Here is a 23,481-nt window from a genome sequence, read left to right as displayed (position 1 = left end):
CCCCCCGCCATGCCGGCGGTCGTGTGGCTGTGCATGATGCAGTGCGCATCGGGCAGATGGCGATGGAACAGCGCATGCTGGACGAACCCGGCGCGATTCACCGGATAGGGTGAGTCGTCCAGCTTGTTGCCGTCGATGTCGATCTTGACGAGGTTGGACGCCTTCACCTCGCTGAAGTGCAGCCCGAACGGGTTGATCAGGAACGCGCCGTCCTGGTCCGGCACCTTCACCGTGATGTGGTTGTAGATCATCTCCGACCAGCCGAGCATGTCGAACACGCGGTAGCAGGCGGCGAGCTGCTGGCGCGCCTCCCACTCGGCGTCGCTGACCCGGGGCGTGGGGGCGATCGCGGTTGCCATGGCACCTCTCCAAATTCTGTTTTCGAGCTTTGGGTATGCCATGAAGCGGCAGGGCGCCGCAAGCGTCAGCGAAAGCCGTAGGGCACGGCGCGGCGGCGATCGGGATCGATCTCGATCACCGATCCTGCGGGCGGGAAGGCGCGTTGGTCGCAGTCGAGGCGGGGGCAGATGCGGCACGAGGCGCCGATCGGCGTAGCGGCGCCGCCGGTGCGCAGCGCATCGGCATAGACGAAGTCGGCGGCGTGCGCCTCCTCGCACCCGAGAGCGACTGCATAGCGGCGCGGCGGGCGGCTGAAGCTGCCCGAGGGCTTCACCAGTCCCTTGGCCATCGAGACGTAGCGGGTGCCGTCGGGCATCTCGGCGAGCTGGACGAGAATGCGGTCCGGGATCGCCACCGCCTCGTGAACGATCCACAAGGGGCAGGCACCGCCGAGCGCCGCGAATTGCAGCCGCGTGGCTGAGTGGCGCTTGGTGATGTTGCCCGCCATGTCGACCCGGCAGAAGAATACCGGGAGCCCCTGCGCCCCCGGTCGCTGCAGCGTCGAGAGCCGATGGCAGGCCTGCTCGAAGCTCACCGCGAAGCGCTGGCGCAGGCGGTCGATGTCATGGCGCACCTCATAGGCGGCGGCGCGGAAGCGGCCATAGGGCATCAGCAACGCGCCCGCGGCATAGTTTGCCAGGCCGACGCTGAGCAGTTCGCGGGCGGCCGGCGAGGCGAGCCCGGCGCGGTCGATCACCAGCCGCATCTCGTTGGCGAATTCGTAGCGGACCAAGCGGTGGGCGAGAAGAAAAGCGCGGCTCTCCGGTGGCAGCGCATGGTTGAGCGCCAGCGTCCGCGCGCCCTCGTCGAAGCGGCTGAGCTCGCTGCCATCTCCTTGCGCACCGATCACCCGAACCCCGTGCCACAGCCGCAGCCGGTCCTCGAAGGCGCGCACGACATTGTCATCGTCGAGTGCCAGCGCGTCTGCCAGCAATTCCGCCGAGCGATCGATCGCATCGATGTAATTGCCCTCGGCCTGGAACCAGTCGCGAACTTCTTCCCAGGGCAGCGGGGCTGCGTCCCCGGAGCCGGTATCGAAGCGATCGTCGAGCACGCGCAGCTGCTCCTGGCTGCGGCGATAGGCGTCGTGCAGCGCCACCATGCGTCTGGCGAGCAGCGGCTGTTGTTCGATGCCCCGGCGGACATCGGCTTCGTCAACCCGGTCGGTGGGCACGCTGCTGTCGGTCGCGGCGTCGATCGCGCGGAGCAGCGCGGCGGTCCCGCCCTCGCCGTTGATCTCGGCTGCCTCCACCGGGAACTCGCGGGCGAGCGCAAGCAGCACCCCGTCGGTGATCGGCCGGTCGTTGTTCTCGATCTGCGAGAGATACGACACGGAAATTCCAAGCCGCTGCGCCATGCCTGCCTGGGGAATGTTCAGGCGGCGTCGCAATTCGCGCAGGCGAAAGCCTTCGAACAGGCGACGGCGGGGCAGGGGCAGGGGCGGGCACTGACCGGGCATGGCTCCGCATAGTCTGCAAAGTGTATCACCGCAACTTTGCAACATTGCATTTGCGGGCGTGGCATGTCCCGTTGCATGAGGCCTTCAACGGAGAGAAATGCCGATGTCGTCGACGATCGAGGAACTGGAACGCCGCCGTGCCGCTGCCCGCCTGGGCGGCGGCCAGAAGCGTATCGACGCCCAGCATGCCAAGGGGAAGCTGACCGCCCGCGAGCGCCTGGAAGTGCTGCTCGACCAGGGGAGCTTCGAGGAACTCGACATGTATGTCGAGCACAACTGCACCGATTTCGGCATGGAAGGTCAGGTGATCCCCGGTGACGGTGTGGTCACCGGATCGGGCACGATCAACGGCCGCCTCGTCTTCGTGTTCAGCCAGGATTTCACCGTGTTCGGCGGTTCGCTCTCGGAGCGACACGCGCAGAAGATCTGCAAGATCATGGACATGGCGATGAAGGTCGGCGCGCCCGTGATCGGCCTCAACGACAGCGGCGGCGCGCGGATCCAGGAGGGCGTGGCGTCGCTAGGCGGCTATGCCGAGGTGTTCCAGCGCAATGTGCTGGCCTCGGGCGTGGTGCCCCAGCTCAGCCTGATCATGGGGCCCTGCGCCGGCGGTGCGGTGTACAGCCCCGCCATGACGGACTTCATCTTCATGGTGAAGGATTCGTCCTACATGTTCGTCACCGGCCCGGATGTAGTGAAGACCGTTACCAACGAGATCGTCACGCAGGAGGAGCTGGGTGGAGCGGTGACGCATACCACGAAGTCGGGGGTCGCTGACGTTGCCTTCGAGAACGATATCGAGGCGCTGCTCGCAGCCCGCGACTTCGTGGACTTCCTTCCCGCCTCGAACCGCGAGGCGCCGCCCGAGCGCGCCAGCGACGATCCCTGGGATCGGATCGACGAGAGCCTCGACACGCTGATCCCGCCGAACGCCAACCAGCCGTACGACATGCACGAGCTGATCCGGAAGACACTCGACGAGGGCGAGTTCTTCGAGCTGCAGCCTGCCCATGCCGGCAACATCCTGATCGGTTTCGGCCGGATCGAGGGGCGCACGGTGGGCGTGGTGGCGAACCAGCCGATGGTGCTGGCGGGGTGCCTCGACATCAATGCCTCCAAGAAGGCGGCGCGGTTCGTGCGCTTCTGCGACGCGTTCGAGATCCCGATCGTCACCTTTGTCGACGTGCCGGGTTTCCTGCCGGGCGTGGGGCAGGAGCATTCGGGGATCATCAAGCACGGCGCCAAGCTGCTATTCGCCTATGCCGAAGCGACGGTTCCCAAGATCACGGTCATCACTCGGAAAGCCTATGGCGGCGCGTACGACGTGATGGCCTCGAAGCATCTGCGCGGCGACCTCAACTATGCCTGGCCGACCGCCGAGATCGCGGTGATGGGCGCCAAGGGCGCCGTGGAGATCATCTTCCGTGGGCGTACGCCGGAGGAAATCGCCGAGCGCACTGCCGAATATGAGCGGCGTTTCGCCAATCCGTTCGTGGCAGCGAGCAAGGGGTTCGTCGACGAGGTGATCATGCCGCACTCCACCCGCCGCCGGATCGCGCTGGGCCTGCGCAAGCTGCGGAACAAGCAGCTCGAGAACCCGTGGAAGAAGCACGACAATATCCCGCTGTGACGCGGGTATGATCGGGGAAATGCGATGAAACTCGGCCGTCTGAACCATGTCGGTATCGCCACGCCGTCGATCGTGGACTCGATTGCCTTCTACCGCGAGGTGATGGGGGCGACGGTCGTGCGCGACCCCTTCGACCTTCCCGCGCAGGGCGTGACGGTGTGCTTCGTCGATACCCCGAACAGCCAGATCGAGCTGATCGAACCGCTCGGCGAAGCGTCGCCGATCCACGGTTTCCTCGCCAAGAATCCGGCGGGTGGCCAACATCACCTGTGCTACGAGGTGCCCGACATTCACGAAGCGAAAGCCTGGTTCGAGGGCAAGGGCTGCAAGGTCCTGGGCGAACCGCGCATCGGCGCGCATGGCACGCCGATCTTCTTCGTGCATCCCAAGGATATGGGCGGTGTACTCACCGAAATCATGGAAACGCCGAAGGACGACCATTGATCATGAGCGCCGGACGCCAGGGAGAAGCAATGTGAGCAAGCCGACGCTCGATCAATGGTCCGCCGCTGCCGCCAAGGAGGTGAAGGGCAAGGACCTTAGCTGGCAAACACCGGAAGGTATCACTGTCAAGCCACTGTATACGAAGGAAGACGTGGCGGGAGTAGATCCCAGCCTTCCCGGGTTTGCACCTTTTACCCGCGGCGTGCGGGCCTCGATGTATGCCGGTCGTCCCTGGACCGTGCGCCAATATGCCGGCTTCTCCACGGCGGAGGAATCCAACGCGTTCTACCGACGCAACCTCGCCGCCGGGCAGAAGGGCCTGTCGGTCGCGTTCGATCTCGCCACGCACCGCGGTTATGACAGCGATCATCCCCGCGTGGTCGGCGATGTCGGCAAGGCCGGGGTCGCGATCGATACGGTCGAGGACATGAAGATCCTGTTCGACGGCATTCCGCTCGACCAGATGTCGGTATCGATGACGATGAACGGCGCGGTCATTCCGGTCCTGGCCTTCTTCATCGTGGCGGGCGAAGAGCAGGGGGTTCCGCAGGAGAAGCTCGAAGGCACGATCCAGAACGACATCCTCAAGGAGTTCATGGTTCGGAACACCTATATCTACCCGCCCGAACCGAGCATGCGGATCATTTCAGATATTTTCGCCTATACCAGCGCGAAGATGCCGAAATTCAACAGCATTTCCATCTCCGGCTACCATATGCAGGAAGCCGGCGCGACCCAGGTGCAGGAACTCGCCTTCACCATCGCCGACGGCATGGAATATGTGAAGTACGGCGTCGCCTCGGGCCTCGATATCGACAAGTTCGCAGGGCGCCTGAGCTTCTTCTTCGCAATCGGTATGAACTTCTTCATGGAAGTCGCGAAGCTGCGGGCCGCGCGGGTGCTGTGGCACCGGGTGATGACCAAGCTCGGCGCGCAGGACGAGCGCTCGAAGATGCTGCGCACCCATTGCCAGACCTCTGGCGTGTCGCTGACGGAGCAGGATCCGTACAACAACGTCATCCGCACCACGATCGAGGCGATGGCGGCGATGCTCGGCGGCACCCAGAGCCTCCACACCAACGCGCTCGACGAGGCGATCGCGCTACCCACCGATTTCTCCGCCCGCATCGCCCGCAACACCCAGATCGTGCTGCAGGAAGAGACGGGGATGACCAAGGTCGTCGATCCCTTGGGCGGGAGCTATTATGTCGAGAGCCTCACCCAGAGCCTGGTCGACAAGGCCTGGGAGCTCATCGAGCGCGTGGAGGCCGAAGGCGGCATGGCCAAGGCGGTCGCCGCCGGCTGGCCCAAAGCGATGATCGAGGAAGCCGCAGCGGCGCGGCAGGCGCGGGTGGATCGCGGCGAGGACGTGATCGTCGGCGTCAACAAGTACCGGCTGCCGAACGAGGATTTGATCGAGACGCTGGAGGTCGACAATGCCGCGGTCCGCGAGGCGCAGGTCGCCCGTATCCAGCGGGTGAAGGCTGCGCGGAACGAGGCGGCGTGCCGGGCGGCGCTCGATGCGCTGCGCGAGGGCGCGAAGGCTGGTGGCAACCTGCTCGAACTGGCCGTCGTGGCGGCGCGAGCGCGCGCCACGCTGGGCGAGATCAGCGCGGCCATGGAAGACGTGTTCGGCCGCTATGCCACCCGGCCGACGCCGGTGAAGGGCGTCTACGCCGCGCCCTATGCCGAGGACAATCGCTGGGCCGAGGTGGTTCGCGGCGTCAAGGCGGTCGAACGACGTCTCGGCCGCAAGCCGCGCCTGCTCGTCGCCAAGATGGGCCAGGACGGGCATGATCGCGGTGCCAACGTCATTGCCTCGGCCTTTTCCGACATGGGCTTCGAAGTTGTCAGCGGCCCCTTGTTCCAGACGCCGGAGGAGACCGTGGTGCTGGCGCTCGACAGCGGGGTCGATGTGGTCGGTGCCTCCAGCCTAGCGGCCGGGCACAAGACCCTGATCCCGGAACTCATCCAGGGACTGCGCGCCGCAGGCCGCAGTGATATCAAGGTGATCGCCGGCGGCGTGATCCCGCCCAAAGACTATGACTATCTCCGCGAAGCGGGTGTGCAGGGCATTTACGGCCCGGGCTCGAACGTCGTCGAATGCGCGGCCGACGTGCTGCGCCTGCTCGGCCACAACATGCCGCCGCTCGAGGCGGCCGCCGAATGAGCCTGGGCTTCTCCGTCGAGGCGCTGCTGTCCCGCGCGCGCGGCGGAGGGGCGCTGCGCATGGGGCTGGTGCGCGTGCCGGAGGCCGAGTGGCTGACGCCCGGGGCGGATTTAGCTGCGCGCGCGGCCGTGTTCGCGGCCGAGCCCGACTGCGTGCAGGTATTGCCGGAGGCGGAAGCGGCGGCGGCCGAAGTTGCGGCCATGCTGCGGCATCACGCCCGCACGCAAAACCGTCATCCCGGCTTTCGCCGGGATGACGGCCTAGATTGGAGGGCTGCCCCGGTCGCAGAAGCGCTGCGCAGTTCGGCCGCCGCGGTTTGGGAGGATCTCTGCATCCTCACGCCGGACGCATCCGGCCAGTACCGCCTCACCGCCGCCGCGCTGGCGTTCCCTACCGACTGGCACCTCACCGAAAAGCTCGGCCAGGCGCTCACCCCCATCCACGCCCCGATCCATGGCTATGCCGAGCAGCTGGCGGCAGGCGTCGACCATTTCTTTGCGACCCTCCAGCCCGGCCAGATCTTCGCCCGAGCCAACTGGTTCGTCGTCGCGAGCGATGCTTGGCGCTATCTGCCGCAGGAGGACCCCCAAGTCCGCTTCGCCCATGTGACTGCCGACAACGCCGGTGAAACCCTGTTCGTCCGTTGCGAGCGCCAGACGCTCCGCCGCCTGCCCCAAAGCGGGGCAGTCCTCTTCACCATCGGCATCCATGTCGAGTCGTTCGATCGCCTGAGCAATGGTGCCGTCGCGCGCGTCGCCCAGTCGGTCGCGGGGATCGGCGCGGGCGAACACGAACGTCGCGCTGCGCCCTTTTACGCCGAGGCACTCACCCGCTATGCCGAGCGGCGTAACCGTTCATCGGAGTTAGTTGCTTGACCCTCGAATCCCCCGTGCGCACCGACTGGACCCGCGACGAGATCGCCCAGCTATTCGACCTGCCGTTCACCGAACTCGTATTCCGCGCGGCGGAAGTCCACCGTGCCAACCATCCGGCGAACCAGGTCCAGCGCTCGACGCTCTTGTCGATCAAGACCGGCGGCTGCCCAGAGGATTGCGGCTATTGCAGCCAGTCGGCGTCCGCCGATACCGGCCTCAAGGCGACCAAGCTGATGGATCCGCGCGCGGTGCTGCAGGCGGCGGCGCAGGCCAAGGACCATGGCTCGACCCGCTTCTGCATGGGCGCCGCCTGGCGCAACCCCAAGGACCGCGACATGCCCGCCATCGTCGAGATGGTGAAGGGCGTCCGCGCGATGGGCATGGAAACCTGCATGACTTTGGGCATGCTCACCGATGCACAGGCCAAGACGCTCGCCGATGCCGGGCTCGATTATTACAACCACAATATCGATACCTCGCCCGAGCGCTATGGCGAGGTGATCACCACCCGCAGCTTCGAGGAGCGGCTGGAAACGCTGGAGCATGTCCGCGAGGCGGGCATCAACGTGTGCTGCGGCGGCATCGTCGGCATGGGCGAGACGCGCGGCGACCGGGTCGGCTTCATCCACGCGCTGGCGACTTTGCCGGTGCATCCGGGCAGCGTGCCGGTCAACGCGCTGGTGCCGGTGAAGGGCACCGTGCTCGGCGACATGCTGGCCGACACCCCGCTCGCCAAGATCGACGATATCGAGTTCGTCCGCACCGTGGCAGTGGCGCGCATCACCATGCCGCGCTCGATGGTCCGCCTCTCGGCCGGCCGCGAGAGCATGAGCGATGCCACCCAGGCCTTGTGCTTCCTGGCGGGCGCCAATTCGATCTTCACCGGCGACAAGCTGCTGACCGCAGGCAATGCCGGCGACGACAAGGATGCCGCGCTGTTCGCCCGCCTCGGCATCACGCCGATGGCGGCGGAGTGCAAGGTGGAGTTGGAGGCGGCGGAGTGAACTTGCCTCGCAAGCTGGCATTGGCGGGCTTTATTGTTATTACCCTGTGCTCGCTTGCGTATATTCCGCTTCTTTGGATCTCAATGAACCTGTTGAGCTATCCTTGCGAAGATCCGGCAGGCCAGCTGTCTTGCCAAGAAGTCGTGATCCGGGATTTTGCCTACCAAGTAGTTCCGCTTCTTCTGTTTTGGTTGGCCCTCGCATGGCTTTCATTCCGCAAATGGGGAAAATAGTGTTCAAGAAAATCCTCGTCGCCAACCGTGGCGAAATCGCGTGCCGGGTGATGCGTACCGCCAGGAAGATGGGCATCGCCACGGTCGCGGTCTATTCGGACGCGGATGCCCGCGCGCCGCATGTGCGGATGGCGGACGAGGCGGTGCGGCTCGGGCCCGCGCCGGCGGCGGAGAGCTATCTCAAGGCCGACCTGATCCTGCAGGCGGCCAAGGAGACCGGCGCCGACGCGATCCACCCCGGCTATGGCTTCCTCTCCGAGCGCGAGAGCTTCGCCAAGGCCTGTGCCGAGGCCGGCATCGCCTTTGTCGGCCCGCCGCCGAGCGCGATCGCGGCGATGGGCGACAAGATCGAATCCAAGAAGCTCGCCAAGCAGGCGGGGGTCAACGTCGTCCCCGGCTTCCTCGGCGAGATCGCGGACACCGAGCATGCCGTCCGGATCGCGACTGAGATCGGTTATCCGGTGATGATGAAGGCGTCGGCGGGCGGCGGCGGCAAGGGCATGCGGCTGGCCTATAGCGAGCAGGACGTCCGCGAAGGCTTCGAGGCGACCAAGCGCGAGGGGCTGGCCAGCTTCGGCGACGACCGGGTGTTCATCGAGAAGTTCATCGAGAGCCCGCGCCATATCGAGATCCAGGTGCTGGGCGACCAGCACGGCAACATCGTCTACCTCAACGAGCGCGAATGCTCGATCCAACGCCGCCACCAGAAGGTGGTCGAGGAAGCGCCGTCGCCCTTCGTCACGCCGGCGATGCGCAAGGCGATGGGCGAGCAGGCGGTCGCGCTGGCGCGGGCCGTGGGGTACTACAGCGCGGGCACGGTCGAGCTGATCGTCTCGGGCGCCGACAAGACGGGGCAGGGCTTCTACTTTCTCGAGATGAACACCCGCCTCCAGGTGGAGCATCCGGTCACCGAGGCGATCACCGGGCTCGATCTGGTCGAGCAGATGATCCGCGTGGCGGCGGGCGAGAAGCTGGCGTTCGGCCAAGACGAGGTGAAGCTGGACGGCTGGGCGATCGAGAACCGCGTCTATGCCGAGGATCCCTATCGCGGCTTCCTGCCGAGCACCGGGCGGCTGGTGCGCTACCGGCCTCCTGTGGCCGAAAATGCGGGCGAGGGCTATGTCCGCGTCGACGACGGTGTGACCGAAGGCTCCGAGATCAGCATGTTCTACGACCCGATGATCGCCAAGCTGATCACCTGGGCGCCGACCCGCGATGAGGCAGCGGACCTGCAGGTCCGCGCACTGGACCGGTTCCGCATCGACGGCATCGGCCACAATATCGATTTCCTCTCGGCGATCATGCAGCACCCGCGCTTCCGCTCGGGCGAACTGACCACCGGCTTCATCGCCGAGGAATATCCCGAGGGCTTCCACGGCGCGCCGGCGGACGCGGCGCTGGTGCGCAAGCTTGCCGCCGTGGCGGTGGTGCTCGATCTTGCCCGTACTACGCGGGCGGCGGCGATCTCCGGCCAACTGGGCGACCAGCCCGCACGGTCAACCGCCCGCTCGGTCCGCATCGGCGAGCATCAGTTCGACGCCTCGGTCGAGGATCGCGGCACCGATATGCTGGTGACGCTTTCCGGCAGCGAGGCGCCGCTTGCGGTATCGGGCACCTGGCGTGGCGGAGAGCCGCAGTTTGCGGCAACCATCAACGGCGCCGAGTTCGCCACGGCCGTCGATCGCCTCCGCACCGGCTGGAAGCTGACCGCGCATGGTGCCGCCCACCGGGTCGAGGTGCTGCCCCTGCACGTCGCGCCGCTGCGCCGGTACATGATCGAGAAGGTGCCGCCGGACATGAGCAAGTTCCTGCTCGCGCCGATGCCGGGGCTGCTCACCCGCCTGCACGTCCAGCCGGGGGACAAGGTGGAGGCCGGGCAGCCGCTCGCGGTGGTCGAGGCGATGAAGATGGAGAACATCCTCCGCGCCGAGCGCGCGGGCACCGTCAAGCTCGCTCATTTCAGCGCGGGCGACAGCTTGGCGGTGGACGCTCCTATTCTTGAATTTGAATGAGTTGCGGGGCATCGGTCCCACATCGGTACGATAACGTACGGGATTGCAGGTTGTGGATTCTCCGTTTCTGGGGTTGTCGCAGGCGCAAAGTCGTGTCTCAAATGGTCACAAATGGGACGTTCGACGGTTCGACCGACAACCACAGTCCCCACAGAGGAAAACAACGTGCAGGAAGAGGATGGCTTCACCCGCTGGATAGAGGCGTGCGCGGCGGGAGAGTTGCTCGGCCTGGCCAGCGCGGCATTGTGGTGGGTGACGGTCGATCGCTTTGATCCGGTGCCGATCGGGGCCAGCGCCGAGTGGCTGGCCTTCTTCCTCAAGGCGGGCAGCGGACTGATCCAGGGGCTGGTGCTCGGCTACCTGCAGGGCTGGGCGCTCCGTCGCCAGTTCCCGGCGCTCAACCTCCGGACCTGGGTGGCCGCGACGACGGCCGTCGGCGTGCTCGTCTGGTCCATCGCGGCCTGGTATGCGGTGTTTCCGTCGCTCGACGGCGACCGGCTGCTGCCGGCCGTTGAAACGCTGTTCCAGACCGCCGTCACGGCGGCAGGGTTCGGTCTGGGCCTCGGTCTGCTGTTCGGCATCGCCCAAGCCGTGGTTCTGCGCCGGGCGGCGGGGCAGACGCATTGGTGGATCGCGGTGAACGCGGTCGGCTGGGGCGCTTCGCTGCCGTGCATCTACATCGCGTCGGCGGTCGGCAGCACCGATCCGGGGAGCTGGGAGATCGCGCTGCGGGGACTGGTCGGCGGCATCGTCTCCGGCATCGTGCTGGGCACGATCACCGGCCTGTCCTTCGCGGTGATGCCCGCGCGCCGGCCGGCTTCAGCCGAGATGGGCCGCGAATAACATCAGCAAGCGTTCATACAGCGCGCGCTTGAAGGGCACGATCAGGTCGGGAAGGTCGGCGGGTTCCGCCCAGCGCCAGGCGCGGAACTCGGGATGATCGGTGACGATGTCGATGTCGTCATCCTCGCCGAGGAAGCGCAGCAGGAACCAGCGCTGTCGCTGCCCGCGCCACTTGCCCTTCCACACCTTGCCGATCAGGTCGTCGGGGAGGTCGTACTGCAATTCCTCGGGCGCTTCTGCGATCAACTCGGCATGGTGTCGGGCAACGCCGGTTTCTTCCCAAAGCTCGCGGAACGCAGCTTCCAGCGCGTCCTCGCCGGGGTCGATGCCGCCCTGGGGCATCTGCCAGGCCTCCAGCGTTGAATCGAGGCGCTGGCCGACGAACACGCGGCCGTCGCGGTTGAGCAACATCACGCCGGCACAGGGCCGGTAGGGGAGCGAGGCAGGATCGGTCATGCCGCTTTCCTAGGCGGAAGGCCGGCATGGCGGAAGGGCCGTCTTTCGCCGGTGCTCGCCGCTTCCTAGATCGCCCTGGTGATCCCTGTCGTCCACCATCCCGACTATGTCGCGCCGGCGCCCGCAGGCAGCGCCTATCTGTGGAACAAGAACGGCCTGGTCCGCGACCTGCTGCAGGCCGAGGGCGCCCGGGTAACCTGGCATGCGCCCGAGGCGATGCCGCGGCGCTGGCTCGAGGCGGTGCACGACCCCGATTATGTGGGCGAGGTGCTCGCCGCAGAGGTGCCGCCGCACAAGACCCGCCGGATCGGCTTTCCGGTGACGCCGGCGGTCGCGCGCCGGTCGGAGCGGGTGCCCGGCGGCACCTTCCTCGCAGCGCGGCTCGCCCAACGGGAGGGGTTCGCCGCGAACAGCGCGGGCGGCAGCCACCATGCGCTGGCCGATACCGGTGCCGGCTACTGCGTGTTCAACGATCTCGCGATCGCTGCGGTGCGGCTGGTCGAGGAGGGGCATGCTGCCCGCGTGCTGATCGTCGACTGCGACGTCCATCAGGGCGACGGCACGGCTGCGCTCACCGCCGGGCGGCCGGAGATCGCCACCTATTCGATCCATGCCGAGAAGAATTTTCCGGTTCGCAAGGCCCGCTCGACGCTCGACGTCGGCTTGCCGGACGGAACCGGAGACGCCGAGTATCTGGAGACGCTGGAGGCGACGCTGGTGCCGCTGCTCACCGGCTTCGATCCGGATCTCGTGCTGTATCAGGCCGGCGTGGATCCCTTCGCCGAAGACCGGCTGGGGCGGCTGGGGTTGAGCGGGGAGGGGCTTATCGCGCGGGATCGTTGGGTGGCGGACACGCTGCGGCGGCGCGGCATCCCGTTCGCGAGCACGCTCGGCGGCGGCTATGGCGTCGATGCGCTGGAAGTCGCGCGTCGCCACGCCACGTCGATCCTCACGCTCGGCGAAGCGGCGCTCGGCGGCGCTTGCAACGGGGGCCCGCAAGGCGCATCTGACCCGGCATGAGCCAATACCCAGCGCTTCGCCTCCGCCGCTCCCGCGCCTCGGCCTGGAGCCGACGCCTCCACGCCGAAACCGTGCTCACCCCCGCCGATCTTATCTGGCCGGTCTTCGTGACAGAGGGCAGCGCCGAGGAACCGATCGCGGCGCTGCCCGGCGTCTCGCGCTGGGGTCTGCAGGGAATCGTCGAGCGCGCGCGCGAAGCCCGCGACCTCGGCATCCCGTGCCTGGCGCTGTTCCCCAATACCCCCCATGCGCTGCGTACCGAGGACGGCCGCGAGGCGGTCAATCCCGACAATCTGATGTGCCGCGCCATCCGCGCCATCAAGGATGCGGTGCCGGAAGTAGGCGTGCTGACCGACGTGGCGCTCGATCCCTATACCAGCCACGGCCATGACGGCATCGTCGACGGCGCCGGCTATGTGCTCAACGACGAAACCTCGGCGGTGCTGACCGAGCAGGCGCTGGTGCAAGCGGCCGCCGGCGCGGACATCGTGGCACCCAGCGACATGATGGACGGCCGGGTCGGCCAGATCCGTAGCGCGCTGGAGGCGAACGGTCATGTCAACGTGCAGATCATGGCCTATGCCGCCAAATATGCCAGCGCCTTTTACGGGCCCTTCCGCGACGCGGTCGGCAGCCGGGGGCTGCTCAAGGGCGACAAGAAGACCTACCAGATGGATCCTGCCAATGCCGAGGAGGCGTTGCGGGAAGTGGCGCTCGACCTTGCCGAGGGTGCGGACAGCGTGATGGTGAAGCCGGGGCTACCTTATCTGGACATCGTGGCGCGGGTGAAGAGTGCCTTCGAAGTGCCTGTTTTCGCATATCAGGTATCCGGTGAGTATGCGATGATCGAGGCGGCGGCGGCCGTCGGCGCGGGCGATCGGGAGGCGCTGGTGCTGGAAACGCTGATGGCGTTCAAGCGCGCAGGCTGCACCGGCGTGCTGACCTATCACGCGCCGCTGGCGGCCCGGCTGCTCGGCGCGTGATCGAGACGGCGCGGCTGGTATTGCGGCCGCCCGAGCCGCGAGACTTTGACGCGCTTCACGCGATGTGGAGCGATCCGGACGTGATGCGCGATCTCGGCCCGGTGAAAACCACCGCGCATAGCCGCGCCACCATCGCGCGCCATCTGGGCTATGGGCCGAGCCACGGCCTCGGATTTCACGCGGTCGAACTGCGCGAGAATGGTGCGGTGATCGGCTTTTGCGGTCTGAAGCCGGGGGCGCCGGATACGCCGATCTCGGGTGAACTGGAGATCGGCTGGATGTTCGCGCGGTCCCACTGGGGGCGCGGCTTTGCCCGCGAGGCGGCGGCGGCGAGCCTCGACTGGGCCTGGGCGAACCGAGACGCCGCTCGCGTGGTGGCGATCACCGCCGCCTGCAACACCGCCAGCCGCACCTTGATGGAGCGGCTGGGCATGACCCGGTTCGCCGACTTCGATCACCCGATCCATGCGAAAGACAGCCATTTGCGTGCGTCCGTTGCCTATGCGATCGGGCGACCATGATCGAGACCGAACGACTGGTGCTGCGCGGTTGGCGCGATGCGGATCGCGCGCCCTTCCATGCGATGTGCAGCGACCCCCGCGTCATGGCGTTCATCGGCCCCCTCCAGACGCGCGCGGAAACGGATGCCGCCATTGACCGCCAGTTCGGCTGGCAGTCCGATCTCGGTCATTGTTTCTGGGCGATCGAGCGACGGGATGACGCGCACTTCCTGGGCTTCTGCGGCCTCAAGCCCGGCGCTGCGGGTACCCCGATCGAGGGCGAGATCGAAATCGGCTGGCGGCTGGGCTTCGAACATTGGGGCCGGGGCTATGCCCGCGAGGCTGCAGCAGCGAGCCTCGCCTGGGGCTGGGCACATCTCGCCGCGGACAGCATCGCCGCGATCACCGTCGAGGAGAATGCACGCAGCTGGGGCCTGATGGAGCGGCTGGGCATGCACCGCGTCGAGGGTGGGGATTTCGATCACCCCGCTGCCATCCCGGAACTGCGCCGCCACCGTAGCTACCGCATCGCGCGTTCATGATGGAAGCGCAGGGCGCGGCCCGACGCGGGTGGTTCGTCGCCGCGATTCTTGGCAGCTCGTTCCTGCTGTTTCTGATCCAGCCGATGGTTGCGCGCATGGCGTTACCCCGGCTGGGCGGTGCGCCGGCGGTCTGGAACTCGGCGATGCTGGTATACCAGGCATTGCTGCTGGTCGGCTATGGCTATGCCCATTGGCTCGGGCGGTTCCGGGTGCGGACTCAGGCCGTCATCCATATGGGACTGCTGGCCGTGGCCGCCTTGTGGCTGCCGATCGGTCTGGGTTCGATGCAGGTGCCGAGCGGTGCGCAGCCCGCCTTGTGGGTTCCTTGGCTGCTGGTCGCGGCCATCGGGCCCTTGTTCCTCGCCATCTCGGCGCAGGCGCCACTGCTCCAGCGCTGGTACGCCGTGTCGAGCCATGGGCGCGATCCCTATGCGCTATACGCAGCCTCCAACATCGGCAGCTTCGCCGGGCTGCTCGCCTATCCATTGCTCGTCGAGCCGCTGCTGCGGCTGCGCAGCCAGAGCTGGCTATGGACCGGGGGCTATGCGGTGGTGGTTCTTCTGGTGCTCGCCTGTGCGAGTCGACTGCCGCGCGACGAGGCGCCACCCGTCCGGCACGCCGCCGATCGCGCGCCGATCCTGCGCGATTGGGCGCAGTGGATCGTGCTCGCGCTGGTGCCTTCGGGGTTGATGCTGGCGACGACCACCTTCCTCACGACCGACATCGTCGCCGTGCCGCTGCTCTGGGTACTGCCGCTCGGCCTGTACCTGCTGAGCTTCCCCGTCGCCTTTCGCAGCTCGGCGCTGCTCGACGACCTGCTCCAGCGCTGCGGGCCGCTGGTGCTGCTGCTGTTCGGCGCGACGCTGGTCGCCGGGGATTCGCGCCTGGCCTATTTCAACGCGCTGATCGGGCTGGCACTGCTGTTCGCGGTGGCGGTCGCGTGTCATGCCCGCCTCTATGCGCTGCGCCCGCCGCCGGAACGGCTGACAGGCTTTTACCTAGCCATGGCCGTAGGGGGCGCGCTGGGCGGCGTGTTTGCCGGGCTGCTGGCGCCGGTGCTGTTCGACTGGACCTATGAATATCCACTGCTGATCCTCGCCGCCGGCCTGCTGATCCCGCAGCGCGCGCTGACCGGTCCGACGGCACGGCTCTGGTCGAGCCGGTGGCGGGTGCCCGTGGGGCTGACGCTGGGTGTCGCGGTCTTGGCGATCGTCGCCATCGGCGTCGACCCGCGATTGCTGGGGCCGATGCATGTCCAGCTCGCCTTCCTCGCCGTTGCCGCGATCGGGCTGGTGGCGATCGGGGCGCGCTGGCCGTTTGCGGTGGCGCTGGCGGGCGGGCTCTTCCTGTTCGGGGGGTATAACGCGCTCCAGACCTCGCTCAGCGGCGCGCGGACCCGCAGCTATTTCGGCGTCTACACCGTCAACGACCAGCCGGACGAGCGGCGGCTTGCCCACGGCACCACCCTGCACGGCGTGCAGCTGAAGGGCGTGCGGGCAACCCACCCGACCACCTATTACCAGGCCGGATCAGGTGTGGGGCAGGCGATGCAGGCGGTGCCTGCGCTCTACGGTCCCGCGGCGCGGATCGGGGTGGTCGGCCTCGGCACGGGGACGCTCGCCTGTTACGCAAGGCCCGGCCAGCACTGGCGCTTCTTCGAGATAGATCCGGCCGTGGTGCATCTCGCCCGCGATACCGGTGCGTTCAGTTTCCTCCGGCGGTGCGCGCCCGAAGCGGCGATCTCGGTCGGCGATGCGCGGTTGCGGCTCAGCGAACTTCCCGGCCGAAGCTTCGATCTCCTGACGCTCGATGCCTTCTCCTCGGACGCGGTGCCGATGCACCTGATGACGGCGGAAGCCTTCGCCAGCTATGCCCGGGTGCTCGCATCGGACGGGGTGCTGCTGGTCCACATCTCCAATCGCTTCCTGGCGCTCGCGCCCGTCGTCGCCGGCGCGGCGGAGGCGGGTGACTGGAAGGGGCTGCGCATGGTGCATGTGCCGAGTGCGCTCGAGCGGCAGGAAGAAGGCACTACCTCCGACTGGATCGCACTAAGCCGTTCGCCGCGGGTGCTGGCGGCGCTTCGGGCGCGGAGCGCGGAGTGGCGCCCGCTGATCGCCGAGCCCAGCTTCACCGGCTGGACCGACGACCATGCCTCGCTCGTCCCGGTGCTGCGTCTGCTGCGTACCGACGGAGAGTAGAGATCAGGCGGGGCGACCCAGTTCGCGGGCGATGGCAACGAACTCGGCGACGCTCACCGTCTCCGCACGGCGGCTGGCGTCGATGCCAAGGGTCTCCAGCGCCGCGAGCGCGCCCGGTACCGGCTTGAGGCTCTGCCGCAGCATCTTGCGCCTCTGACCGAACGCCGCCGCGGTCACCGCCTCCAGCAAGCGGAGTTGCACGCCCGCCGGCGGCTCGATCGGCACGACATGCACCACCGCGGACATCACCTTGGGCGGCGGTGTGAAGGCGGAGCGATGGACGTTCATCGCGATACGCGGCGTGCTGCGCCACTGGGCGAGGACCGCGAGCCGTCCATAATGCTCGGTACCGGCCTGGGCCACGATGCGCTCGGCGACTTCCTTCTGGAACATCAGCGTCAGGCTCGCCCACCAGGGCTGCCATTCTGCCGAGAGCCACCCGATCAGCAGCGCGGTGCCGACATTGTAGGGCAGGTTGGCGACGACATGGGGCTTGGCCGCGAAAAGCGCCGGTGCGTCGACTTCCAGGGCGTCGCCCTCGATCACACGGAGCTGATCGGGGAAGTAGGTGCCCAGTTCCTCCAACGCGGGAATGCAGCGGCGGTCGCGTTCGACGGCCGTGACCTTTGCGCCTGCCTGGAGCAGTGCGCGGGTAAGGCCGCCCGGGCCGGGGCCCACCTCGAACACCTCGGCACCGGCGAGATCGCCCGGCACCTTGGCGATGCGGCCCAGCAATTGTCCGTCGAACAGGAAGTTCTGGCCCAGCGCCTTGCTGGCGCTCAGTCCGTACTTCGCAATGACGTCACGGAGAGGGGGAAGGGTAGTCACGCTGCTGCTTCTGCCCGACGCCGGGCCGCTTCCGCCGCCATGCGGATCGCCGCAATCATTGCCCCGGGATGCGCGACGCCCTGGCCCGCGATGCCGAAGGCCGTGCCGTGATCGGGCGAAGTCCGCACGATCGGCAGGCCCAGCGTCATGTTCACGCCGTCGTCGAAATGCAGCGTCTTGATCGGGATCAGCGCCTGATCATGGTAGAGGCACAGGGCCGCGTCATAGCCGGCACGTGCCCGCGCATGGAACAGCGTGTCCGCGGCGAAGGGGCCGGTCGCGTCGATGCCCTCGGCGCGCAGCCGCTCGATCGCGGGCAGGAGTACATCGATCTCCTCGCGCCCGATCGCGCCGCCCTCGCCGGCATGGGGGTTCAGCCCGGCAAAGGCGAGGCGCGGATGGGAAATACCGAAATTCCGCTGCAACCCGCGCGCCGTCACCCGCCCTTTCGCGACTACCAGCTCGGGGCTGATCAGCGACGGCACCTGGGCCAGCGGCACATGGACGGTGATCGGCACGACCCGAAGCGTGGGGCCGGCGAGCATCATTACGGCATTGTCGGCAGTGATTCCGCAGCGCTCGGCGACGAACTCGGTCTGGCCCGGATGGGTATAGCCGATCGCATAGAGCTGCGCCTTGGATACCGGTCCGGTGACCAGCGCTCCTGCCGCGCCCACGCTGGCCAGGCCGGTCGCGAGTTCCAGCGCCTGCAACGCGACATGGGCGGTACCCAGCGATGGTGCGCCCGGCACGACGGCGCCGGTATCCCCGATCGTCAGGATCGGCAGCGCGGTGTCGAACGCCGCAAAGGCTTCGCGCGGATCGCCGATCGGCGCGATCGGGCCGTTCCACACCGCACGCACGGCAGCCGGATCGCCGACCGCGAAGAAGGGCGCGAGCCCCTCCACAGCATGCGCTTCCCACGCCTTGGCGGTGATTTCCGGCCCGATCCCCGCCGAGTCGCCCATGGCGACGGCTAGCGGAGCCAGGGTGGCGCCCCCGGCCACCACGTCAGCGATATTCGATCAGCGCATCGCGGCGCAGGTCGCGCAGCATCCGCTCGGCACGCAGGTTGACGCGCTGGTCTTCCAGCTGTTCCTGCACCTGCTCGACCGACGGCGCATTGGCGGCAGGCGGATCGTCGCGACCGCAGATCACCAGCACGCGCACGCCGTCCTCGATCGAGCCGAACGGCTGGGTCGACTGGCCGACCTGGAGCGGCAGGATCAGGTTCTGCAGCGCCGGCGGCAGATCCTTGATGACGATGTTGTCGCGATCGACGACCTCGGCACCTTCGGCCGCCGCGACCTTGCTCACGTCACCACAGCCGCGGATCGACTGGGTCGCCTTGGCGAAGGCGGCGGCACGGGTGCTGGCCTGGGCCTCGGTGGTGCCCTTGGCGAAGCTCAGCGACAGCTGGCGCAGGCTCAACCGCGCATCGCGCGGATCGGCGATGCCCACCTTGTGCTTGTCCGCCAGATACACGATCGAGAAGCCGGCAGAGAGCGGGATCGGCCCTGCCACCTGGCCCGGCTGCATTTCCTGCACGGCCTGCGCCAGTGCTTCGGGCAGCATCGCCGGCTGGATCCAGCCGAGATCGCCGCCGCGGGCCCGAGTGGAACTCTGCGAATAGGTGCGGGCGAGATAGTCGAACGGCGTGCCCTGGCGCATCTGCTCGATCATCTTCTGCATGCCGCCGGACACTTCCTGCGCACGATCGGGCGTTGCGTTCTGATAGATTTCGTAGACGTGATACTCGTCGGTGCCCTTCTGGGCGGTCAGGCGATCGATCATCGCCTTCACCTCGGCCTCGCCGACATTCACGTTGACGCGGCGGCGCAGCAGGCGGCTCCAGGCCAGTTCGGCCTCGACCTGGCGCTTGATCGAGCGCTCGGACGAACCGATTTCGCGCAGCCAGCTGCGCATCTGCTCCGGCGTCTTCTGAAAACGCGCGGCCACGCGGCTGAAACTCGATTCCACTTCTCGCGGTTCGATCTTGATCTCGTTGGCCTTGGCCTCCTGGATCTCCAGCGTCTCGTCGATCAGCTGGCGGAGCATCGCGAGCTTGAGCTGCTCGCGCTCTTCCGGCTTCAGGGTGAGCTTCTGCATGCCGGTGACCAGCGCCACGCGCTGATCGACCTCGGTGCCGGTAATCACATAGTCGTTGACGATCGCGGTCGGCTTGCGGACGTTCGGGTCGGCCTTGCCGAAGATCTCCAGCGTGCTCGGCAGATCGAGCCCGTTGTTCGGGGTGGCCTGGCTGTCCTGGCCGGGCGCCGTCTGCGCTGCCGCCATCGTCGCGAGCGCGGCAAGTCCTGCGCCCACCAGCCACTTGGCACTCGTTCCCGAAATTCTGCCCAAACCCATCATCACTTCAGAACGACCCTTATCCTCAAACGGGAAGCAGCGCTTAATGCGCAATTGTGCCTGAACCAAGGCTGAGCGCCGAATCCCCCCAGACCCGATCTTCTAGCGACCGAGGTTCTTGAAGGCGAGGGTAAGCAGGTAGGAGTTGCCGCGCTGCGCGTCACCGGTGGTGGCATAGTCGCGCCGCCAGGTGGTGCCGATGCGCAGGCAATCATCCTCGTAGAACAGGCCGATGCGGTGGCGGATCGGCTGGAAGCCGTTGGCGCGCGAGGTCGGGTCCTCCTGCTTGTCGGTCAGATCGATCAGCGTCGAGCCGGACAGCGACCAGAAGCGCGCGAACTGCACGCGCGCCCCCAGGCGCAGTTCCTCGCGATCCTGCAAGTCCTCCAGTGCCGGATCGACATTGCGGTTGAGCCGCAGATAGCCGACCTGAACATAGGTGGCGCGCGAGCCGAGAGTCATGTCGATTTCGTTGCGCCGCACCGCCAGCCCGTCCTTGTCGAGCCGGTAACGGTGGGTGAGGCTGAGGAAGTCGTGGAAGCGCACCACGGTCCTGCCGACGATGTCCGACAGCCGATCGGTAAGCCCGGTGCCGTCCGGCAGCAGGGTCGGGCGGTTGGTCAGGCGATAGCTCTGGCCGACATTGGCCTCGACACTGAAACCAGACAGGTAGAGCGCATAGTCCACCCCATAGGTAAAGCGGGTCGAATCCTCGAACCGGTCGTAGCCGGCGAAGCGGTTGAGCGCGAAGAGGTTGGAGTCCTCGAGGTCGACGGCGCGGGCGTCCTCGTTGGGGATGTCCATGTTGGCGAGATGCGGCGCCGCGACCATCTGGACGCGCGGCATGATCCGCTGCGAGCCGCCGAGGAAATCGCCGACGAACGGCCATTTCACATCGACCGCGGCGGCGGCGATGCCGCGCGTGTGGAAGCCTTCGGTGCCGCGATAGTTGACCACCGTGGTCGCCGCGGTGCCCGTCGTGTTGTAGAGGTCGCCGCGCAGATAGGCGGTCAGGCTCACTTCCTGGCCCCAGTCGGTCAGCCGGCGGACATTCCACTGCGCGCTGGTGAAGGCGCGCTGGGTATCCTGACCGCCGGTGCGGGTGAGTGCCAGCGTGTTCACCTGGAAATCGAACTTGCCGCCCAGCAGTCCGTCGTCGAGCCGCCGACGATAGTCGATCTCCGGCAGCGCCACCGGCTGGAGGCCCTGGCGATCCCCGACCCGCAGCGTCTGCACCGCCCAGGCGTTGATCACGAAATAGCTGTCGGCGTCGATGCGTTCGATCGCGAGATTGTTGCGAAGCCGGTCGTCGCGCGACACATCGTAGCGGCGCAGGAAGGTACGGTCGCTGGCGACGCGGAATGAGGCGCTTACGCTCCAGCTGGGATCGAGCTGATAGCGGCCGACCAGGTCGAGATAGCCGCGAAAGTCGTTCCGCAGGGTCGCCGGAGTGGGGGCGACGGTCAGGTCGTCGGCGCGGCGGCTGTAGGTGCCATAGGCCTGGACGCGAAACGAACCGAGGCTGTTGAGCTCGCGATAGTCGGCCTGCAGCATCGGCAGCGTGTCGGTGAACACGCGCGGCGTGACGGTCAGGTCGCGATTGGGGGCGAAGCTGAAGAAATAGGGCAGCGCCACCTGGAAGCCGTTGGTGCGGCTGTAGCGCGCATCCGGCGTAAGGAAACCGGAGTCGCTCTGCCCGCCCGCCGGGTGGGAAAACGCCGGCAGCGGAATCGTCGCGAAGCCGAAGACGGAGATCCGCGCGCCCTTGTAGCGCAGTCGATGCTTCGCGGGATCATAGATCACCCGGTCGGCGGTGATCTTCCATGACGGTTCCTTTGGGCAGCCCGAACTGTCGGTTACGCTGCACGGGGTGTAGGCGGCGTTCTCGACGGTAATGACCCCGCCGTCGCTCCGCGACCCCCGCTGGGCGGCAATGCGTCCGCCCGCCTCGAGCACGACGAGCATGTTGTCGACCACGCCGTCCTTCAGCGTATCGGTCAACTCGATGCTGTCGCCATACGCGGCATCGCCCTGCGGATTGGCCACGACGATGTTGCCGGTCGCCATCACCTTGCCGGTGCGCCGATCCCAGGTGACCTTGTCGGCGCGCAGGCGATTGCTCTCGCGGTACAGCCGAACGTCGCCGCTCGCCGTCACAACATCGCTGTTCATGTCGTAATCGAGCTGGTCGGCGGTGAACTGCACCTGGTTCGGATCGTCGGGCAGGCCGGTGGGCGAGGGCGGCGCCGGTTCGACCGGGCGATCCTGCAGGTCCGGCCCGGCCGCCGGCGCGCCGGTTGCCTGGTCCGCCGAGGGCGGGCGCGAGTCGGGCGCTTGCTGGGCGCGAGCCTGCGCCGCAAGACACAGACCTAGCGCGGCCGGGAAGAACATGGCCTTGCGCTTCACGAAAACTCCCACCTTTATCGTCACTCCCCGGCAGACGGGCTCCTGCCCTATCGCAGCGATTGCGCCTCCGCAACGGCAGCCGCGTTGGCCGAAACGCACATCCGGGCTAAGGGACCCGCATGCAGGTCGATTTCTATCACCTTACCCTGGCGCCGCTGGACCGCGTGCTGCCTTCGATCGCCGAAAAGGTGCTGGGAAGCGGCGGGCGGCTGCTGGTCGTCGCCGCGGATCCGGCCGTGCGGGCGCGGATCGACCAGTTGCTGTGGACCTACAATCCGGCGAGCTTTCTGCCCCATGGAGAGGCCGGCGGCGACTGGGACTCGGAACAGCCGGTGCTGATCGCGGACGGGACGCATCCCGCCAACGACGCGCGCAACGTCGCGCTGGTCGACGGGGTCTGGCGCGAGGAAGCGCTGGCGTTCGAACGCGCCTTCCACCTGTTCGACGAAGATAGCATCGTGCCGGCTCGCGCCGCCTGGCGCGCCCTCGGCGAACGCGAGGGCGTCGAGCGACGCTATTGGCGGCAGGACGAGAACGGACGCTGGGCGCAGATCGCCTGAGCTTGCAAAGCACTCGCGGCAGGACTAGGGAGCCGCCACTTCCATCCATCACCAAGTATAGGAGCCGCACGGCCATGGCCGCGACCCGGACCTTTTCGATCATCAAGCCCGATGCCACCCGCCGCAACCTGACCGGCGCCGTCACCAAGATGCTGGAAGAGGCTGGCCTGCGCGTCGTCGCCTCCAAGCGCATCCAGATGAGCCGCGAGCAGGCAGAAGGCTTCTACGGCGTCCACAAGGAGCGCCCCTTCTTCAACGACCTCGTCGAGTTCATGATCTCGGGTCCGGTCGTGGTGCAGGTGCTCGAGGGCGAGAACGCCGTGCAGCGCAACCGCGACATCATGGGCGCCACCAACCCGGCGAACGCCGAGCCCGGCACGATCCGCAAGGAACTGGCCGAGTCGATCGAAGCCAACTCGGTCCATGGTTCGGATTCGGAAGAGAATGCCGCGATCGAGATCGCCTTCTTCTTCAAGCCGGAAGAAATCGTCGGCTGATCCGCTGACAATCTGACGGTACAGAAGGGCTGCGCTTCCGCTGAGGAGCGCGGCC

22 protein-coding genes are annotated in these 23,481 nt (G+C 67.2%); 15 read left to right on the top strand and 7 right to left on the bottom strand.

Annotated elements, in window-relative coordinates:
* Both KK7_RS0110430 and KK7_RS0110425 read right to left on the bottom strand, forming a co-directional pair.
* Window positions 1-359, bottom strand: a 359-nt coding sequence (locus tag KK7_RS0110430) for a class II aldolase/adducin family protein (protein WP_010544594.1), incomplete at its 3' end; no start/stop codon positions are given.
* Between the two features lie 65 nt (window positions 360-424).
* Complete coding sequence (locus KK7_RS0110425) at window positions 425-1,858, bottom strand: helix-turn-helix domain-containing protein (RefSeq protein ID WP_010544593.1); 1,434 nt, start codon at window positions 1,856-1,858, stop codon at window positions 425-427.
* 103 nt (window positions 1,859-1,961) lie between these two features.
* Between KK7_RS0110425 and KK7_RS0110420 the strand changes: the two genes are divergently transcribed.
* The 8 genes from KK7_RS0110420 (at window position 1,962) to KK7_RS0110390 (ending at window position 11,069) form a co-directional block, all read left to right on the top strand.
* Window positions 1,962-3,488 carry an acyl-CoA carboxylase subunit beta gene (locus KK7_RS0110420; RefSeq protein WP_010544592.1) on the top strand — a complete coding sequence of 509 codons (1,527 nt, stop codon included), beginning with the start codon at window positions 1,962-1,964 and terminating at the stop codon, window positions 3,486-3,488.
* A gap of 24 nt (window positions 3,489-3,512) precedes the next feature.
* Window positions 3,513-3,932, top strand: coding sequence for a methylmalonyl-CoA epimerase (gene mce, locus KK7_RS0110415; protein WP_010544591.1), 420 nt, complete (start codon window positions 3,513-3,515; stop codon window positions 3,930-3,932).
* 31 nt (window positions 3,933-3,963) lie between these two features.
* Window positions 3,964-6,102: a methylmalonyl-CoA mutase gene (gene scpA / locus KK7_RS0110410; RefSeq protein WP_010544590.1), complete on the top strand. Its 2,139-nt coding sequence runs from the start codon at window positions 3,964-3,966 to the stop codon at window positions 6,100-6,102.
* Window positions 6,099-6,977, top strand: a complete 879-nt coding sequence (locus tag KK7_RS0110405) for a heme-dependent oxidative N-demethylase family protein (protein ID WP_010544589.1) — start codon at window positions 6,099-6,101, stop codon at window positions 6,975-6,977. Before scpA ends, KK7_RS0110405 begins: the two co-directional genes overlap by 4 nt.
* Window positions 6,974-7,981 (top strand): biotin synthase BioB, encoded by a 1,008-nt coding sequence (gene bioB / locus KK7_RS0110400; protein WP_010544588.1) that lies wholly within the window; start codon window positions 6,974-6,976, stop codon window positions 7,979-7,981. The genes KK7_RS0110405 and bioB overlap by 4 nt, the downstream gene beginning before the upstream one ends.
* On the top strand, window positions 7,978-8,214 hold the full coding sequence (locus KK7_RS22555) for a hypothetical protein (protein WP_138983946.1): 237 nt from the start codon (window positions 7,978-7,980) through the stop codon (window positions 8,212-8,214). Before bioB ends, KK7_RS22555 begins: the two co-directional genes overlap by 4 nt.
* On the top strand, window positions 8,214-10,226 hold the full coding sequence (locus tag KK7_RS0110395) for an acetyl-CoA carboxylase biotin carboxylase subunit (RefSeq protein WP_010544587.1): 2,013 nt from the start codon (window positions 8,214-8,216) through the stop codon (window positions 10,224-10,226). Before KK7_RS22555 ends, KK7_RS0110395 begins: the two co-directional genes overlap by 1 nt.
* Before the next feature lie 165 nt (window positions 10,227-10,391).
* Window positions 10,392-11,069, top strand: a complete 678-nt coding sequence (locus KK7_RS0110390) for a hypothetical protein (RefSeq protein ID WP_010544586.1) — start codon at window positions 10,392-10,394, stop codon at window positions 11,067-11,069.
* On the opposite strand, the gene KK7_RS0110385 is transcribed toward KK7_RS0110390, so the two are convergent.
* On the bottom strand, window positions 11,046-11,525 hold the full coding sequence (locus tag KK7_RS0110385; protein ID WP_010544585.1) for an RNA pyrophosphohydrolase: 480 nt from the start codon (window positions 11,523-11,525) through the stop codon (window positions 11,046-11,048). The genes KK7_RS0110390 and KK7_RS0110385 overlap by 24 nt on opposite strands.
* Window positions 11,526-11,603: 78 nt before the next feature.
* On the opposite strand from KK7_RS0110385, the gene KK7_RS0110380 reads away from it, so the two are divergent.
* The 5 genes from KK7_RS0110380 to KK7_RS0110360 are packed head-to-tail and all read left to right on the top strand — an operon-like array spanning window position 11,604 to window position 16,768.
* Complete coding sequence (locus KK7_RS0110380; protein ID WP_010544584.1) at window positions 11,604-12,545, top strand: histone deacetylase family protein; 942 nt, start codon at window positions 11,604-11,606, stop codon at window positions 12,543-12,545.
* The gene (hemB, locus tag KK7_RS0110375) at window positions 12,542-13,528 is read left to right on the top strand and encodes a porphobilinogen synthase (protein ID WP_010544583.1); all 987 of its coding nucleotides are present in this window, start codon (window positions 12,542-12,544) and stop codon (window positions 13,526-13,528) included. Before KK7_RS0110380 ends, hemB begins: the two co-directional genes overlap by 4 nt.
* Window positions 13,525-14,049 carry a GNAT family N-acetyltransferase gene (locus tag KK7_RS0110370; RefSeq protein WP_029623171.1) on the top strand — a complete coding sequence of 175 codons (525 nt, stop codon included), beginning with the start codon at window positions 13,525-13,527 and terminating at the stop codon, window positions 14,047-14,049. The genes hemB and KK7_RS0110370 overlap by 4 nt, the downstream gene beginning before the upstream one ends.
* On the top strand, window positions 14,046-14,570 hold the full coding sequence (locus KK7_RS0110365) for a GNAT family N-acetyltransferase (RefSeq protein WP_010544581.1): 525 nt from the start codon (window positions 14,046-14,048) through the stop codon (window positions 14,568-14,570). Before KK7_RS0110370 ends, KK7_RS0110365 begins: the two co-directional genes overlap by 4 nt.
* Window positions 14,570-16,768, top strand: coding sequence for a fused MFS/spermidine synthase (locus KK7_RS0110360; RefSeq protein ID WP_010544580.1), 2,199 nt, complete (start codon window positions 14,570-14,572; stop codon window positions 16,766-16,768). The genes KK7_RS0110365 and KK7_RS0110360 overlap by 1 nt, the downstream gene beginning before the upstream one ends.
* 3 nt (window positions 16,769-16,771) lie before the next feature.
* On the opposite strand, the gene rsmA is transcribed toward KK7_RS0110360, so the two are convergent.
* The 4 genes from rsmA to KK7_RS0110340 all read right to left on the bottom strand — a co-directional run bounded on the left by rsmA (window position 16,772) and on the right by KK7_RS0110340 (window position 22,354).
* Window positions 16,772-17,596: a 16S rRNA (adenine(1518)-N(6)/adenine(1519)-N(6))-dimethyltransferase RsmA gene (rsmA, locus tag KK7_RS0110355; protein WP_010544579.1), complete on the bottom strand. Its 825-nt coding sequence runs from the start codon at window positions 17,594-17,596 to the stop codon at window positions 16,772-16,774.
* A complete protein-coding gene (gene pdxA / locus KK7_RS0110350; RefSeq protein WP_337459577.1) occupies window positions 17,593-18,606 on the bottom strand; it encodes a 4-hydroxythreonine-4-phosphate dehydrogenase PdxA in 1,014 nt (337 codons plus the stop codon). The genes rsmA and pdxA overlap by 4 nt, the downstream gene beginning before the upstream one ends.
* A 1-nt stretch (window position 18,607) precedes the next feature.
* Complete coding sequence (locus tag KK7_RS0110345; RefSeq protein ID WP_010544577.1) at window positions 18,608-19,921, bottom strand: peptidylprolyl isomerase; 1,314 nt, start codon at window positions 19,919-19,921, stop codon at window positions 18,608-18,610.
* 144 nt (window positions 19,922-20,065) lie between these two features.
* On the bottom strand, window positions 20,066-22,354 hold the full coding sequence (locus KK7_RS0110340) for an LPS-assembly protein LptD (protein WP_083836075.1): 2,289 nt from the start codon (window positions 22,352-22,354) through the stop codon (window positions 20,066-20,068).
* Window positions 22,355-22,488: 134 nt separating this feature from the next.
* On the opposite strand from KK7_RS0110340, the gene KK7_RS0110335 reads away from it, so the two are divergent.
* Window positions 22,489-22,929, top strand: coding sequence for a DNA polymerase III subunit chi (locus KK7_RS0110335; RefSeq protein WP_010544575.1), 441 nt, complete (start codon window positions 22,489-22,491; stop codon window positions 22,927-22,929).
* 74 nt (window positions 22,930-23,003) lie between these two features.
* Window positions 23,004-23,426, top strand: coding sequence for a nucleoside-diphosphate kinase (gene ndk, locus KK7_RS0110330; RefSeq protein WP_010544574.1), 423 nt, complete (start codon window positions 23,004-23,006; stop codon window positions 23,424-23,426).
* The last annotated feature ends 55 nt before the right edge of the window (window positions 23,427-23,481 follow it).

Source organism: Sphingomonas elodea ATCC 31461, from assembly GCF_000226955.1.
Classification (GTDB): domain Bacteria; phylum Pseudomonadota; class Alphaproteobacteria; order Sphingomonadales; family Sphingomonadaceae; genus Sphingomonas; species Sphingomonas elodea.
The sequence above is the reverse complement of the archived record's forward strand: the minus strand, read 5'-3'. Positions and strand labels throughout refer to the sequence as shown.

Bases quoted from the DNA above. Each gene is read 5' to 3' on its own strand.
- hemB (WP_010544583.1), top strand. From the start codon at position 12,542: ATGAGCCAATACCCAGCGCTTCGCCTCCGCCGCTCCCGCGCCTCGGCC.
- KK7_RS0110385 (WP_010544585.1), bottom strand. From the start codon at position 11,525: ATGACCGATCCTGCCTCGCTCCCCTACCGGCCCTGTGCCGGCGTGATG.
- KK7_RS0110425 (WP_010544593.1), bottom strand. From the start codon at position 1,858: ATGCCCGGTCAGTGCCCGCCCCTGCCCCTGCCCCGCCGTCGCCTGTTC.
- KK7_RS0110420 (WP_010544592.1), top strand. From the start codon at position 1,962: ATGTCGTCGACGATCGAGGAACTGGAACGCCGCCGTGCCGCTGCCCGC.
- ndk (WP_010544574.1), top strand. From the start codon at position 23,004: ATGGCCGCGACCCGGACCTTTTCGATCATCAAGCCCGATGCCACCCGC.
- KK7_RS0110365 (WP_010544581.1), top strand. From the start codon at position 14,046: ATGATCGAGACCGAACGACTGGTGCTGCGCGGTTGGCGCGATGCGGAT.
- mce (WP_010544591.1), top strand. From the start codon at position 3,513: ATGAAACTCGGCCGTCTGAACCATGTCGGTATCGCCACGCCGTCGATC.
- KK7_RS0110360 (WP_010544580.1), top strand. From the start codon at position 14,570: ATGGAAGCGCAGGGCGCGGCCCGACGCGGGTGGTTCGTCGCCGCGATT.
- KK7_RS0110340 (WP_083836075.1), bottom strand. From the start codon at position 22,354: ATGTTCTTCCCGGCCGCGCTAGGTCTGTGTCTTGCGGCGCAGGCTCGC.
- KK7_RS0110405 (WP_010544589.1), top strand. From the start codon at position 6,099: ATGAGCCTGGGCTTCTCCGTCGAGGCGCTGCTGTCCCGCGCGCGCGGC.
- KK7_RS0110335 (WP_010544575.1), top strand. From the start codon at position 22,489: ATGCAGGTCGATTTCTATCACCTTACCCTGGCGCCGCTGGACCGCGTG.